The sequence below is a fragment of the Synechocystis salina LEGE 00031 genome (genome assembly GCF_015207985.1).
Lineage (GTDB): Bacteria > Cyanobacteriota > Cyanobacteriia > Cyanobacteriales > Microcystaceae > Synechocystis > Synechocystis salina.
Genome location: NZ_JADEVV010000019.1, coordinates 21,137 through 34,468, shown reverse-complemented (window position 1 = coordinate 34,468; position 13,332 = coordinate 21,137). Strand labels below are relative to the sequence as shown.

At 42.4% G+C, this 13,332-nt stretch carries 17 protein-coding genes; 1 reads left to right on the top strand and 16 read right to left on the bottom strand.

What is annotated here, in order from left to right; all coding sequences use genetic code 11:
• Positions 1 to 4: 4 nt before the first annotated feature.
• The 10 genes from brxC to IQ217_RS08335 all read right to left on the bottom strand — a co-directional run bounded on the left by brxC (position 5) and on the right by IQ217_RS08335 (position 9,804).
• Positions 5 to 3,622: a BREX system P-loop protein BrxC gene (gene brxC / locus IQ217_RS08375; protein WP_194019596.1), complete on the bottom strand. Its 3,618-nt coding sequence runs from the start codon at positions 3,620 to 3,622 to the stop codon at positions 5 to 7.
• A 10-nt stretch (positions 3,623 to 3,632) separates the two neighbouring features.
• Entirely contained in the window at positions 3,633 to 4,181 is a 549-nt protein-coding gene (locus IQ217_RS08370) for a hypothetical protein (RefSeq protein ID WP_194019595.1), read from the bottom strand.
• On the bottom strand, positions 4,165 to 4,971 hold the full coding sequence (locus IQ217_RS08365) for a BrxA family protein (RefSeq protein WP_194019594.1): 807 nt from the start codon (positions 4,969 to 4,971) through the stop codon (positions 4,165 to 4,167). Before IQ217_RS08365 ends, IQ217_RS08370 begins: the two co-directional genes overlap by 17 nt.
• A 188-nt stretch (positions 4,972 to 5,159) precedes the next feature.
• Positions 5,160 to 5,453 (bottom strand): HNH endonuclease family protein, encoded by a 294-nt coding sequence (locus IQ217_RS19390; protein WP_338116587.1) that lies wholly within the window; start codon positions 5,451 to 5,453, stop codon positions 5,160 to 5,162.
• Between the two features lie 91 nt (positions 5,454 to 5,544).
• Positions 5,545 to 5,760 carry a hypothetical protein gene (locus IQ217_RS08360; RefSeq protein ID WP_194019593.1) on the bottom strand — a complete coding sequence of 72 codons (216 nt, stop codon included), beginning with the start codon at positions 5,758 to 5,760 and terminating at the stop codon, positions 5,545 to 5,547.
• Positions 5,744 to 6,358, bottom strand: a complete 615-nt coding sequence (locus tag IQ217_RS08355; protein ID WP_194019592.1) for a ParA family protein — start codon at positions 6,356 to 6,358, stop codon at positions 5,744 to 5,746. Before IQ217_RS08355 ends, IQ217_RS08360 begins: the two co-directional genes overlap by 17 nt.
• A 73-nt stretch (positions 6,359 to 6,431) precedes the next feature.
• Positions 6,432 to 6,956 (bottom strand): P-loop nucleotide/nucleoside kinase family protein, encoded by a 525-nt coding sequence (locus IQ217_RS08350; RefSeq protein ID WP_194019591.1) that lies wholly within the window; start codon positions 6,954 to 6,956, stop codon positions 6,432 to 6,434.
• A 329-nt stretch (positions 6,957 to 7,285) separates the two neighbouring features.
• Positions 7,286 to 7,489, bottom strand: a complete 204-nt coding sequence (locus tag IQ217_RS08345) for a hypothetical protein (RefSeq protein ID WP_228025741.1) — start codon at positions 7,487 to 7,489, stop codon at positions 7,286 to 7,288.
• Between the two features lie 61 nt (positions 7,490 to 7,550).
• Positions 7,551 to 8,396, bottom strand: a complete 846-nt coding sequence (locus IQ217_RS08340; protein WP_194019590.1) for a DNA cytosine methyltransferase — start codon at positions 8,394 to 8,396, stop codon at positions 7,551 to 7,553.
• Positions 8,326 to 9,804, bottom strand: a complete 1,479-nt coding sequence (locus IQ217_RS08335; protein ID WP_194019589.1) for a helix-turn-helix domain-containing protein — start codon at positions 9,802 to 9,804, stop codon at positions 8,326 to 8,328. The genes IQ217_RS08340 and IQ217_RS08335 overlap by 71 nt, the downstream gene beginning before the upstream one ends.
• Positions 9,805 to 10,443: 639 nt before the next feature.
• Here IQ217_RS08335 and IQ217_RS08330 point away from each other — a divergent pair.
• Positions 10,444 to 10,782 carry a hypothetical protein gene (locus IQ217_RS08330; RefSeq protein ID WP_190599832.1) on the top strand — a complete coding sequence of 113 codons (339 nt, stop codon included), beginning with the start codon at positions 10,444 to 10,446 and terminating at the stop codon, positions 10,780 to 10,782.
• Between the two features lie 49 nt (positions 10,783 to 10,831).
• Here IQ217_RS08330 and IQ217_RS08325 read toward each other — a convergent pair whose 3' ends face one another.
• The 6 genes from IQ217_RS08325 to IQ217_RS08300 all read right to left on the bottom strand — a co-directional run bounded on the left by IQ217_RS08325 (position 10,832) and on the right by IQ217_RS08300 (position 13,304).
• Positions 10,832 to 11,305 (bottom strand): Rad52/Rad22 family DNA repair protein, encoded by a 474-nt coding sequence (locus tag IQ217_RS08325; RefSeq protein ID WP_228024304.1) that lies wholly within the window; start codon positions 11,303 to 11,305, stop codon positions 10,832 to 10,834.
• Positions 11,306 to 11,401: 96 nt separating this feature from the next.
• Positions 11,402 to 11,959 (bottom strand): siphovirus Gp157 family protein, encoded by a 558-nt coding sequence (locus IQ217_RS08320; RefSeq protein WP_194019588.1) that lies wholly within the window; start codon positions 11,957 to 11,959, stop codon positions 11,402 to 11,404.
• A 65-nt stretch (positions 11,960 to 12,024) separates the two neighbouring features.
• On the bottom strand, positions 12,025 to 12,225 hold the full coding sequence (locus IQ217_RS08315; RefSeq protein WP_194019587.1) for a hypothetical protein: 201 nt from the start codon (positions 12,223 to 12,225) through the stop codon (positions 12,025 to 12,027).
• Positions 12,226 to 12,327: 102 nt separating this feature from the next.
• Positions 12,328 to 12,519, bottom strand: a complete 192-nt coding sequence (locus IQ217_RS08310; protein ID WP_011153846.1) for a hypothetical protein — start codon at positions 12,517 to 12,519, stop codon at positions 12,328 to 12,330.
• A 65-nt stretch (positions 12,520 to 12,584) separates the two neighbouring features.
• Entirely contained in the window at positions 12,585 to 12,842 is a 258-nt protein-coding gene (locus tag IQ217_RS08305) for a hypothetical protein (protein ID WP_190599836.1), read from the bottom strand.
• A 63-nt stretch (positions 12,843 to 12,905) separates the two neighbouring features.
• Positions 12,906 to 13,304 carry a DUF7222 domain-containing protein gene (locus IQ217_RS08300; protein WP_194019586.1) on the bottom strand — a complete coding sequence of 133 codons (399 nt, stop codon included), beginning with the start codon at positions 13,302 to 13,304 and terminating at the stop codon, positions 12,906 to 12,908.
• Between the last annotated feature and the right edge of the window lie 28 nt (positions 13,305 to 13,332).

Here is a 13,332-nt window from a genome sequence, read left to right as displayed (position 1 = left end):
TTACTCAATCTTCCCCCTCCAGGTCTAACTCAATTGCCTCCTGGGCACTAGCCGCTGTCAGTTTTTGTAACTCTGACTGGAGCCAAGACCGATAACCCGCCACCGTCATCACCCCTCGGGGAAACTGTACCTTGACCTGACGGGGAGGCTTGACCACCACTCCCGACGGATCAGGCTCAATCACCGGAGTCGGTTCCCGCTTAAAGGAACTCTGAATAATCAGTAACTCACTTTCCTTACTAGGGGCTAAAGCTGTGTAGTTCAACACATCCGATAACGAATAACCCGATTTTTTACAGGTAATACCAAAGTCTAATACTGGCTCCTCCACCTGGCGATCGCCGCAATACCGTTTTAATACCTCCAATTTTTGCCGATTTTGTTGATTCAGCTCCGCCGGATAATCCTGCAATTCCCGCATTGCCCCGTCCACTTTGCCGTTCAACACCTGATAAGCCTGGGTCATACCGACGGTGCCCGTTTTCAGCAAACGGAAATAACTATCCTTGACGATCTGGGCCTGTTGTTGCAGTGCGCCATAATGATTGACCAGATCCTGTTGATATAGTCGCTCAAATTCTGCCTGGGTTTGGCTGATGGTGACATCCTGGCGATCGGCCTTGTTCAATTCCGCCGTTACTGCCTCAATAAAACGCTTAAACTCCTTCACTTTCGGGAATTGGGTTTTAATAAAGGACTGCCCTTTGAGAATGACCTGAATGGCACCCTGGAAAGCGTCCCGATTGGTTAACAGATATTCCACTTTCTCCAGGTGATTATTTTCGGTAACCTTACCGGCAAATCCTTGTAATACTGCTTTTTGGGCGGCTACCGAGGCAAAGAGCAGCTCAAATTCGGCGATCGTTTCCGTGAGCGTGTTGAGCGCTTGAATAAAATGCCCTACCAAGGCTTCAACGCTGAAGGCTAACTCCACGTCGTTAATGCTCCAGTCCACCTTACGCCCAGTGTGCTTTTCCACATCAAGATCTAGCAATAACTCCACCGCCTGCTGTTTTTGCACAGCCGTCAGGGTCGCGGTGACTGCTTTAAAGGAAGCTGATTTGAACTTGGTGGTATTTTTAAAGGCTTCCTGCACTGCTTTTTCATCGGGAGAATAGTAGGTTCCGCCAGCATATTTAACCGTTAAGCGTCCCGCTCGGAAAAGGGCAGCTAGGGTACAAATAAGAGTGCCAAAGCTAAACCCCCAGGGCGGCCCTGATAATTCCGTTTCCAAACCCTTGCCATCCACATAACGACCTTTGAGAGGAGCGGTGACTTCCTCCACTACCTTCAGGCGATCACCGATAAAGTTGCCATGGCTATCAAAAAATTTGAAATCTTCTCCTGAAAATAATCGAGAGAGGCCATCATTGCGGGTCGTAAAGATTTTGACAGCTAACGCATCATTCAATTGACTGGCTAAACGTTTGGTGTAGATATTTTTGACAATCTGTTTTTGAATCTCGCCAATGGTGCTTTTGAAGGTATTATCATTCAGCAATAATTCATCGTAGAGATAGATTAACGACGCATTGCGATAAGCTCCTTCCAGTTTATTGCGTAACACTCTTTCCTTCTCTTCTCGAATTATACCGAAATTTTGCATAATTTTACGTTTGTTCGGATCTGGATCAGATTTGTATTTATCTTCAATAAACCCATAACGTAAGATCTCCCCAATCAGTTTACTGATTTGTGCAAATTCACGGTTGTCAGGAATCAGCGTTGCTAACTCTTTTTGATATTGGGTTTCTAATTTTTTTTGTTCGACAAAATCCAGGCGATTATCATTGATATTAAACAAACTATAAACGATGATTCTTAGCTGCTTATTGCCAGAGCTGACTAATTCGTCTTCTTGATCAGACAAAACACTAAACCGAAACGAATCCTCACCGTCATTAAATTGAGCAATAGAGGTAAACAGCTTATAATCCTTAAGATAGTTAATTATCTCTCGTTTTTTTAGCGTCAAATCATCGGTGAAGTTCTGCATTTCTTCGAGAATTTTACCTTCCAAATCCGAGGTAATTTTCCAGTTATTATTGGAAAATAATAAAACTTTAGCGTCCAGTAATAGGTTAAGCGCCTCTTCAATTTTTGGTTTAATGTCATAATACTTACTAATATCTGTAATATAGCTCTTGGTAATATTCTCAATTGTGGGAGCAACGACATCCGAGTCTGCTAATAAATGGAGAGTTTTCAGCAGTTTATTGCCTTCAATTTCACTGTTTTGCTCAATTAATATTTTCCTAGCTGTATCGTATTTATTTGCTAGATCAATCGGCGGGGCTGTTTGGGCCTCTGAGCAAATAGCATAGCCAGGTGTCACGTTAAACACCGTAGTATCTCGCATTTGTTTGCGGAGTACGTCAAACGTGGTGATAATCATTCCCCGGGCCGCAATCTGGGTCGCAACCAAGGCATTAGAACTAAAAAGAAATTTCTGTAAAATATCAAATTGATAGCGATGAAACGGATAATAGGTGGCAAACTCTTCCACATTCGTTGTTTTCGTGGGGAAAGTAGAGTTTAAGTTAGTAATATCGGTGATTAAACCTTGTTTCTGTTGGTAATAATTCCTTAAAATCTGTTCCCCTACTTCTGTTTTTTGTAATAGACGATTGCGGATAATAACATCAACTTCTGTAGATTCTAGATGAATCTTAGTTTTGAAGCGATCAGTGACCTTGGTTAATTGACTACGATTGACATTAGCATTATTGATAACCGTATCTAACTTCTCTTGGGCAATGGCGATCGTCCAAACACGATTGCTAATACTCGATAAAGCTTCGCTAATACCCTCTAAATCTAGCAAACTAAATTTATGTTGACTAATGGCTTCACTGGCTTCATCAAAAATAAACACCAACCGTTCATCAGGATTAAATGTTAAATATTTCTCCAATTCTTCCTTAAACTTACTCGCTGAAAAATTGGCGATCGCCGCATTATAAGTATTGTAGGTTTCTGTATAATTAGTTTCACTGTAATCCATTGCTAAAAAAATTTGGCGCATTAATTTAGCAACCTGACGATTACTCCGTTTTACGGTTTCCCAATCCTGTCCCAGTTGATTTTTGACAATTTCCTTGGTACGATTATATTGGCGATCGACATATAAATCAAACTCCATATAGCCATAAACATCTTCTCGAAAACCTAAACTTTTCAGCAAATTAGCAAATAAAGTCCATGCCAATCCGTTATCGGTATTTTGTTTAGCAATATCTAAAAAAATAACTCGACAATCTACCATAGCAAGGTTTCTGATCGAGTTCTCAATTAAACTGGCATCAGCTATTCCTTTAATACGAGGAATAAAACGTTCCCTAGCTAAAGTCCCGTTGATGAGCGGATTATCTAAAATATAGCCTAACATTTTACCAAAATAAGACTTACCAGAGCCATAAAACCCTGATATCCAAACGCCAGTCTCTTTGATATTAGACGTGAATTGGTTAGTGAAATTATAAAGATGACGACCAATTCCTTCTGTCACGATATAGGATTCTATCTCCTGTTGAATTTCTAGCTCAGAACGATCTTCTAAGTCAATAACATTTTTAATATCTTCATCAATTTTTAGCGTTAATAATTCTGTGATTTGAGTCATAATTAATCTCTTAGTAAATTAATATGCAACGATAATTTGAAGCAGACTTGAAACCCAAAAAATAAAGATTACTATTTTCGATTATTGATGGATAGAAAACCACTAAAGGATGAGCTAAGCCCATCACAACTGGATGCTCCATAATGTTGACATTATCAATGCCCGTCCCTAATAAACATCCTGTCCTAATTAAAAACGGAATCCGATCATTTTCACAAGCGATCTTAATTTCACTAATAATTAAATCAAATAAGTCTATATCAGCATCATCAGAATGGAAAACTAAATGAGGACTACTACGAAAATCATTATAGTAGTCTCTAAACTCTTCCCAAGTTCCTTGATCAATAAAGTTAACAAATAGACGACTGATGTCAATAAATTCTACTTTATTACGATAAATTTCTTTGGCTTTTTGGATGTATAAATACTCCTCATAGGGCGGGTAGCTAAATATGATACTATTTCCTCCATTTGCTTGTTTTTTTAGCTGTTCTTGATTTTCTAAATTAAACATTAAATCAGTAAATTTTTGCTGATGATTAGCGATAAAGGACATTACTAATCTCCTGGTAAGGATAGGTTAAGTCAATATTTAAAGAAACACCATTAAAATCCATATTAAAGAAGCCTCTCATTGCCAACTTTTTGAGACGTTCTACAACCCCTTGATGATGAATGAGTAAAAGAGGTAAAAATTGATTTTTGAAAATATCATGGTCATCGGGATCAAATAATTTAGCAAAATAAAGAAATACAACTAATGATTGGGAAGAAGGCTTTATTTCTTCAAAGATTTTATTCCGCTTGGGTTTCAAAAATCTTAACTTAGTCATCAAATTTAAATATTTTGTTGCCAAGGTATTAATTGTCGATTCTGACCAACTAATTTGGTTAGTTTCTTCCGTAGCAATAAAGTCTTTTAAGTAGGCAATTATATCATTTTTATTGATACTAACTCTACCGGAATGATATATTTTAGCAAATACCTGAATTGAAATCTCGCGAAATAAGCGATTATTCAGCGAAAAGTGCCAAAATAAAACCATTTGTTTATCCGCCCAAGGAATATGTTCTGCTAATAAGCCTTTGACGAATTGTTGATGGTCTGGATTTTTAAAGTTTAAAAATGCTTTGACAATAGCTTTTTCAATACGCTGCCGACTTTTATCGGTACGTAAGTTGAATTCATTTCGTTGATAAATTAGCTGATTAACTGAGTCTCCCCCATCAAAGTACGAATTAATAACCTTAAATATGGCACTGTAATCCTTAATTCCCCCTATCACATTAATCGTTGTGTCATATTTTTCTAATGTGCCTGATAAAGATTCAACGGTTTTAACCATGTAAATTGGTTCTTGAAATGTTGTTGCGATCATCTTACTGTCACACATTCTAATGATCTTACAAAGGTTTCATAAACAGTTAATCTCTTAAACTCTCTCTGTACAAGATACACCACACAAACCAGATGGAGATCATGGGCGTAAAACTGGCAGTAGTCGCAGTCAGGAGTTTTCGGCATTCTTATCCCCTAGTAAAATTCCAACGATAATTGCCCCAGTGAAATATTCCCCCGTTGCCTGCGGTGATAATGAAGATGGCAGGGAGAGCATAGGGCCATCAAATTACTGGGGGAGTTATTTCCAGGATCATAATCGCAGTGATGCACCGCCATCCTAAGCCTATACCGTTCCTCCTTTAGCAGACCCTTCCCCTCCCCAGGCCGAAGACATTGCACCCCGCACCGTTCACAGACCCAACCAACAGACTGCTTTTTGTCCAGAGCTAACTGAGGCCAGTCTGGGGGATAACGGCTATCTTTCATCCCAAACCCCTAGTAATTTTTATAGTCATCATTTGGAACCCCTAGCAAAAAATTTTGACACTTTTGCTGAACCCCTAGTAATTTTTTCGGGCTAGGGATGATGCTCAATGTAAAAATCCAGAGCCGCTTCAAAAACTTCCTTGAGGGAAAGATCGTGCTTGGCGGCATACTGTTTGAGCTTACGGCGCATTTCTGGAGTTACCTTAAAATTAAGATTAACGAATTCGTTACTTCTTGCTTTCGTTATTTCTGTTTCTGGTAAGGATTCTGCCTTAGCCGTGTCAAACACTTTACTGAGCCTTCCCATTGATGACCTCCATAATTTCCTTGCCGATGGTTTTGTAATCTTGCCAGGGGTAGTGATCTCGTCCCCTCATTTCCGCAGTGGTGACTCCCATATCAATGGCTTTAACCACCGAAGCAGAGCGTCGGATAAATCCCTTAAAAACTTCGATCTGATTTTCAGCCAGAACAGACCGCAATTCATCGGCTGATTTACTGGGATAAGGAGGGGCAATGGTAATCAAAACTCGATAGATGGCACCAGGGTATAAGTCCTGAAACATCTGAAGCATTGGGTCAAGACTAATGGCATCCGGTACACAGGGCAGAATTGTTAGATGGGCCTCTTGGCTAATTTCTTTGAGTTCATTACTATCGGGCCGGGCGGGGGTGTCCAAAACTAAAAAATCATTCCCGGCAATATGGGCCGGAGCAGACTTTTCATTTTTGACCTTGAACGGAGGTTCATTTTCCCCACGGGCGGCCCATTTCTCCACCGAACGGTTAGGGTCAGAGTCAATCAACAAAACTTTTCCCTTGTCGGCCAGATAACGAGCAATGTGAATTGAGGTGATGGTTTTACCAACTCCTCCCTTATAGCCAGTCACGGCAATTATCTTCATTTCGTGTTTTCTTATTTTCGTTATTTATTGCTATGACCCTAGATTAAGCTATTTGTGCCCATGGCAGAATTCTTTATTTCTTGATTTCTTTATCAAGGGTGTTGTCAATGAAAATATGTTCACAAGCTGGTGGTGGCTCGGACTCGTAATAACGTAGGTAGTCTTCCCAGGAGACTAACTTGGCTAAGTCTCTAGGATTCTTACGATCTCTGATTCTGGCTTGCCGAATTGAGGGTAGACAAAAAACATAATGAACTTGAACGGGAACTCCTAAACGAGTTGATAACTTATTAGCCCAGTCTGGATCTTTGATTTCTTTGGTAAAAGGCCCTGCTATGACCACATCGTTCCAAAGCAAATTATCTTGGGCGATGTCAAATAACTGCTCGTAAATTGGGTTCCTAAAGTGGTCCTTGAAATAGGGACTATCACGATCATTGGGATCTTGACCTGATAGTTCGAGGGCTAACCTCACAAGCCGTTCTGTTGCTGTATCAATATCTAGGAAAGTAGCTTGCTTGAGTTTGGCTAGTTCTTTGCCATAGAAGGTTTTGCCAGCACCGGGACTGCCGCAGACAATATAGGCCGTTTTGATCATGGGAAAAGTCTAGAGTGACTTCACTAATATATTTCTTGTTTTCGTTAATTCGTCCTTTCTGCCAAGTTTCGGTCTTTGCTTTAAGTCTTGCTTTCGTCATTTCGTTACTTAGTCTTGAACAGGTTATTTCCCTGAAAAACAAGCTTTCCAGGGATTTCAATTTAACCTACTCCAACTTTTCTTTATTTCTTTATTTCGTTCATTCTTGATTAAAAGCCTACATAGCTGTCGGCAGAAGACCAAGAATCAACAAAAATTACTAGGGGTTAACTAACAAATCTGCACCAACTCGCCGGACGGGATTAATTGATCGCCGTTGTTGGGTTTAATTAGTCCGTCACCTTGCCAAGATATTGCAGAATCAGGACTACATCCAGTTTTTTCCTATCCCATTCCTCCACCACATCTAGCTTGTCCTTAGGGATATAGGCAGAGCGTTTAACCCGTTTTTTCCCCACTTCAAGCTCATAGTGATAGTAGTACTGTTCATAGGATTTTTTGCCGGAGCGGGTCTGTTTTTCGCAATAGTGCAATTGGATGTAACCACTACCTTGGCCCCGAGATCTCCGTTTGGATTTTCGCTCAGAATTTTTACTAGGGGATAAGGGAATGGAGATAGAGGATTCGCTTGAGGGGAATACTGGCTTGTCCTGGGGTGACGGTTCTGCCGGCCAGCTTGCGAGCTTTAATTCTGCCGGGGGTTCCGGTGGGGACAATGCAGAATTGGGGGCCAAGGCCTGAAACCAGTGAGAAGGATAACCCTGAATCAGGGCATAGGCGGTTGCGCTCAACTGTGAGCCATTGGGAATTAGCCCGTTGCTCCTCAACCATTGCTCCAATTTGTTCGACCCAGCTTGACGGTAGGTGCCCAAACAGGCCGTAGGGGTAGGAAACAACAAACAATCTTTCCCTGCGGTGCCCCGCTCCAAGCTCCTGCGCCGAGATAATCTCAATTTCGCTTTGATAACCAACCATTCGGAGTCCGCCAAGGATTGCTCTAAGGCCTCGATGGATAACTCCCAGGGGTTGCTCAATGACGACAAATTGGGGATGGCACTGGGCAATGATGCGTAACACTTCCCGAAAGAGGGCTGATTCGGGATGGTGGAGGCCTGTTTTGGTTCCAGCTCCACTGGTGCCGGTGCAGGGGAAACCAGCGGTAACAAGGTCAAATTGCCCTGGGCTTGGGTAGTAGTCCCTGATGTCGGCGTGGATAGGGATGTGGGGCCAGTGGTGGGACAAAATGGTATGACAGTCGGGGTCGATTTCAACAAACTGAGTTGTTGCCACTTTTCCTCCGGTTTGTTCTGCGGCCAGGGTGAATCCGCCACATCCGGCAAAAAGGTCAAGGTGTTTAAGGGTTCCATGGCTAGAACTCCTCGCAGTGGATAATTTGGTCAGTGTCGGGGCAATATTTGTAACTTGGCGATCGCCGGGCATAGTGAATTGCTTCCTCTCGTAGAGCAGGGTCAAAAAGCCATTGATTGAGTCGTTCCAGTTCGGACTGGGGTTTGGGGCAAACTTCCCGCTTACCACCAAAACCCTTGAGCAAACCCTGCATCATTTGCCGGAATGCTTGGGCTTGCTCTGGGGCCACAGGCTCGGATTTTTGCTGGCGTTGGAAAACTTTTAGTCGAGTGCCGTCGGGAAGGATGGTGTATTCAGAATCAGGAGTCGGGGAAGAATTTTCGGGAGGGGTTTCAACACTCACCGCTGACACAAACACATCCCCAGTAACTTCTTGGGGTTCCTCAGTAGGGCAGTCACTTTCCCAGGGAGAAGGTTCACACTCAGGAGCAACAATCAGGGAAGGGATTTCCGTGGGGGCCAGCTCAGCTTCCTCAAGATTTTTACTAGGGGATAAGTCCGCCACAGGTTCGACACTTTCCAAACCCCTAGTAATTTCCTCCACACCAGGCATAAGCACCGGTGCAATTGTGGGTTCCACCACAGCCACCGGATTCATTTCTGGGGGTAGAACCGCCGTCACAGCCCGCTGATGGGTGATTAGGTTCCGTTGCTGGTCTTCGGGGATTTGACAGCCATTGGCGAGGCGCATTTGGGTATTCTCTACCCGATGGACAAATTCTTTCTGATATTGCTCCCAGCGAATGGGCAGATTAGCGGGGTCTTTCTTGAAATGGGCCAACACATCCGCTTGCTTATCGTGGAAGTCTCCGCCATATCGTTTCAGCCAGTTCTTCGCCAACCAATCGCGGAAGTTGGGGTCTAGCTTGCCCTCAATGTTCCAGGGGCCCTGGGGCAGCCAATCAAAGCGTTGGTTTTTACTAGTGCGTTTTTTGGTACGACGGGCGGCGGAATATTTTTCTTCTCCTTGACCTACAGGTTTTGCAGATAAGTTTTGGTTAACTTCTGCCGTAGCTGGTTTTTCTGGGATTTTTGGCTTAATTCCATTACTTCGTCCATTTGTATTTATTTCCGGATCTGGAATTTTCTCTTTTTCCTCGCTCTTCCAGTCTGGAGAGTATGAGAAAGTCTGTAAGTCTGTATATATAGTGGAGTCCCATTTTTGAGACTCAGAGACGCATTTTTGGGACTCGATTTCTATTTCTGGGACTGGATTCCCATTTTTGGGACTAATCCAAAACCCAAAAACCCGCTCAGAAATCAGTAAGCCTGCATCAGTCAATTGGGCTAGGGCACGGTAAAAAGTCGTTCTACTGATTCCTATGGCTTCTTTGGCTATTTCCCAGGTTATTCTTACCCGGCGATCTCCAAACGGATCGAGGGTAGTTGCCCATGTCCATAGCTCCCAGCTTGAACGGGGTAGTTTAGCGGCTAAGAGTTCTGCGGCAGTATCCGTCGTTAGCTTGTAGAATTGGGTCATATTTTGATATTTCTTTGGGGCGTTGGGTGCTTAAGACCCTCCGCCTTTTTTATTTTTGTAAAGGATAAAAATTGTGAAAGCAAGTTCCTAAATTGCAATTTGGTTTTCAGCATTGCGCCGTTTTTGGCAAATTTGAAGCTGATTTGCCTGGATTTACGGAGATAAAGCGCTGATCTGATTGATGCAATTAAGTTCTGAAAGTATCTAGTTGCAGGTATAAAGGCTTAAAATAAGCCTATGCTAAATAAATTAGATACTGTTTACCTGAACGGCTAGGGGAAGAAAGTGCTTTGGTATACAAAAACTCATAAATTCGGTCAATGTAATCCATAGGCGAATCTCTGGAGTATTTCGAGTTTTTGCTCTCTTTGGCCTAAATTGCCCACTCCTTTGACGTGGCGATCGCTGTAAAGCTTGCTATTTTGTACAACCTCAGACCTCGGTAAGATGACTTATCCATTGATAGTTCTGCTGTTGCGGGCCTTGTCAGTTCATCGAAAAATGCCATAATAACCGTAGCCTCAGTAATTGTAGAAAGGTCATTGGGGCTATTGCTTCCCCTAAAATGTGTTAAATTGAGTATAGCCATAAAAAAGCGGCTATTGCTGTGTTACATGTTATCTTAGGTTGGCTAAAAAAATGAATAGAGATTTTTTAGAAGTTTTTCAGGGCAAGCTTAAAAGCCACAGAATCCAAACCAAGGTTCTTGCTTTAGAAGCTGGCCGTAATGCTTCTTATCTCTCTGAAGTCTTTACAGGTAAGAAAAGCCCCACCCTTGAAATGTTTAAGGGTTTAGTGGAGGCCGCAGATCGCCTCTCGCCAGGGTTCGCCGATGAGTATTATTTATCTCTCGCTGGTGGCGTTGATATGGGTAGTTTTATTAGATCTCTTGGTAGCTCAGAGCTTTCCACTTTGTTGATCCTCACTGGCCAGAGATTGGGAGAGTTGTCACCGAGTCGTCAAAAAATAGCGGCCTAATTTTCCTGCTTCTACAGTGGCTATCATTTAGCCCTTTCCCGCTTTTCTCTTAAGCCATTCCTCCCGCGAGATGGTGCCTGGGGAAAACTGTCTGTTTCTCTGGTTCTCGTCGTTGTCCCATCTTGAGGGGCTGGGGTTTTTCTCTTCTCCACAGGTCACGGCCAAGACCAAACTTGGCGCAACATCTTCTTAGGGCCATGGCTTCTGCATTGGAGCTTGGATCGCCGTAGCTACTACAATCAATGTCTTCGGTGCCGGTGGCCTGCCTGGTCAAACTGCGGTCATCCCCATGGATCGTCAGGGAGCCAGTGAGGGTTAGGCGATCGCCAATTTGTTGGGTGTCAATGATTAACCATTCCCAACCCTCCAGGCCACAAAGGTCGTCGAGCAAGTCCGCTAGATCATACCAGGCTACAAAATCAACGGAACCAGTTGGTTTTTTGTTTTTGTAGGTTTTTTTCTGGCTAATGAACTGGGGGGCAATGGGTTGGCGTAGGTTTTCGAGAATTTCGTTAAGGAGCATGATTTGTTATCCTGAAGATCTTAAGTAGAAGAGTGGTCGCCCTAAGGGAGATCACTTTCTTTTTGGGCAGTTTTAGACTTGCCCAGGTCTTTGGGTTTACTTGATCATCACTGAATACTCCTCAACATCGGCTAATTGGGCAAAAGAACAATCTGGGTTAGCCTGAACGTGTTTTTTCAGTTCCGATAGACGGGGGCTAATTTCGACTTTCATAAACGCCGCTGGTAAGTCTTCCAATGGGCAATTGAGAATAACCTTTGCTGGCTTTTTTCGTAGCGATAAATTGACTGATACTCCACTAACTTTCTTTTTACCTAATTTCTGCATATTGCTAACAAGGTAATTGCGTAGGCGTTGGGATTGATTTTCTGATTGTTCTGCTAAATCTCGTAAGCGTCGGTATTCATTTTTACGAGCTTCTGTAATTGCTTCTAGGTGCTTGATGTAAGCGGCAACATTACAGGCTTTAGCATCAAATTCTTTGCCAGTCAATAACCAAGTTTCTAGGATTTCTCCCATTAATAGGTCTTTTTCAGATTCGCTTAAATCTTCCCGGTCTTGAACTTCTGAGATCTGGTCTTCAAGATTGGTAATTTCGTCGGACAGTTCCCAAAGTTTAGGGGTTTTGCTGGTGCTTTTAGTGGTAGTTGTCATGATAAATGTTCCTTAAGTAGTAGAGTGGTGAAAGCCCCCAGGGGGGCCAAAGATTTTACTAGGGGTTAATATCCCCATTGAGATTCTTCACGTTCAATCATCTTTGCTAAAAGTTCGTCTTTAACCTCTTGGGGCATTTCTAGGACTTGTCGTTCCGGTCGCTTGATCATGTTGTTTCGGATCAACATTTTTAAGACATTCTTAGCGTGGGCTTCTGTCATATCATCAACTGCGATTGGGCCGTTTTTGCTGTTCCATATTGTCATTGATAATTTCCTCTGAGATTTTGATAAATTCAAGGTGAAATTCTTTAGTCCAGTGAATTTTGAGAATTTTTGCTAATTCTCTTGAAAATGTTTCTTCTTTCATTAATTTTCTTCCAAATTTTCTAGAATAGCTTGGGCATTTTCATTCAGTCGGGAGCGGTTTAACAATGGGCTAGGCTTAAACCATTTTTGCAGTTGGCATAATCGAAGATATAGGGGGCAATTCTGGCCAGAATGGTTTTCTGAGAGATAAATAAACCAAGCCTCTGCAATGTCGAAACGGTCAAAGTACATAATCATTTTCCTTAAGTAGTAGAGTGGTGGAGGCCCCCAGGGGGGCCAGGGATTTTACTAGGGGCTTAGAAATGTAACCAATTGCGGTGGTAGTCTTCCGTTTCCTGGCGGGAATAATAACGGTCGTCGTTGGCCAATTCTTCCTCAGTCAGTACGCTTTCAATCTGAGCTAATAGGTCGTAGGGGTCTGAAAAAATAACCTCATTTTTGGCAAATTCTAGGGCCTTCTCAATTACGGCAATGATGGGGTTTTCTTGGGTTTTGTTTTCCCGGTCGATGAAATAAAGGCAACGGGCGATCGCTTCTTTGGTGTCGTGGTGCATGGTAAAAAATCCTTAAGTAGAAGAGTGGTCAGCCTTTTCAGGACGTGCTGAGGTCGCGAGATTTTAACTTAGGGCTTCCATTTCCTGACAAACTGTTTCCAGTGCATACCAGGCTAAGCAGTTATAAATTAAGTCGAATTCTTCACGGTAACTGCCATATAGAGCTTTCCCAATTTCATCTGTTGAAAAATCACCCTTAATGCAGTTAAAGTTTCTGACCATATTGATTACATTTTCTCCTAAATCATCCGCTAATTGGCTTAAGGATTCTAGGATTAATTTCTTATTATTGCGCCAAAATTTAACGGTTTCTGAATAATAAATAAAGCCATTAAATCCAGAATCTGCACCATGATTGACAACGTCTTTATAGTGTTGCAATAATTCAGATTTTCCCCCCATTTGACGGGATACGGCTAAGGCTAGGGATGGATTGGACAGTTCACACAATTTGATAATCATAAAAATCCTTAAGTAGTAGAGTGGTCGA

Coding starts and splice junctions, on each gene's coding strand:
- IQ217_RS08340 (WP_194019590.1), bottom strand. CDS start 8,396: ATGCCCGGCGATCGCCAAGTTACAAATATTGCCCCGACACTGACCAAA.
- IQ217_RS19390 (WP_338116587.1), bottom strand. CDS start 5,453: ATGAAAGATAGCCGTTATCCCCCAGACTGGCCTCAGTTAGCTCTGGAC.
- IQ217_RS08320 (WP_194019588.1), bottom strand. CDS start 11,959: ATGACAACTACCACTAAAAGCACCAGCAAAACCCCTAAACTTTGGGAA.
- IQ217_RS08315 (WP_194019587.1), bottom strand. CDS start 12,225: ATGACAATATGGAACAGCAAAAACGGCCCAATCGCAGTTGATGATATG.
- brxC (WP_194019596.1), bottom strand. CDS start 3,622: ATGACTCAAATCACAGAATTATTAACGCTAAAAATTGATGAAGATATT.
- IQ217_RS08305 (WP_190599836.1), bottom strand. CDS start 12,842: ATGCACCACGACACCAAAGAAGCGATCGCCCGTTGCCTTTATTTCATC.
- IQ217_RS08350 (WP_194019591.1), bottom strand. CDS start 6,956: ATGATCAAAACGGCCTATATTGTCTGCGGCAGTCCCGGTGCTGGCAAA.
- IQ217_RS08300 (WP_194019586.1), bottom strand. CDS start 13,304: ATGATTATCAAATTGTGTGAACTGTCCAATCCATCCCTAGCCTTAGCC.
- IQ217_RS08335 (WP_194019589.1), bottom strand. CDS start 9,804: ATGACCCAATTCTACAAGCTAACGACGGATACTGCCGCAGAACTCTTA.
- IQ217_RS08325 (WP_228024304.1), bottom strand. CDS start 11,305: ATGCTCCTTAACGAAATTCTCGAAAACCTACGCCAACCCATTGCCCCC.
- IQ217_RS08370 (WP_194019595.1), bottom strand. CDS start 4,181: ATGTCCTTTATCGCTAATCATCAGCAAAAATTTACTGATTTAATGTTT.
- IQ217_RS08330 (WP_190599832.1), top strand. CDS start 10,444: ATGAATAGAGATTTTTTAGAAGTTTTTCAGGGCAAGCTTAAAAGCCAC.
- IQ217_RS08310 (WP_011153846.1), bottom strand. CDS start 12,519: ATGTACTTTGACCGTTTCGACATTGCAGAGGCTTGGTTTATTTATCTC.
- IQ217_RS08355 (WP_194019592.1), bottom strand. CDS start 6,358: ATGAAGATAATTGCCGTGACTGGCTATAAGGGAGGAGTTGGTAAAACC.
- IQ217_RS08360 (WP_194019593.1), bottom strand. CDS start 5,760: ATGGGAAGGCTCAGTAAAGTGTTTGACACGGCTAAGGCAGAATCCTTA.
- IQ217_RS08365 (WP_194019594.1), bottom strand. CDS start 4,971: ATGGTTAAAACCGTTGAATCTTTATCAGGCACATTAGAAAAATATGAC.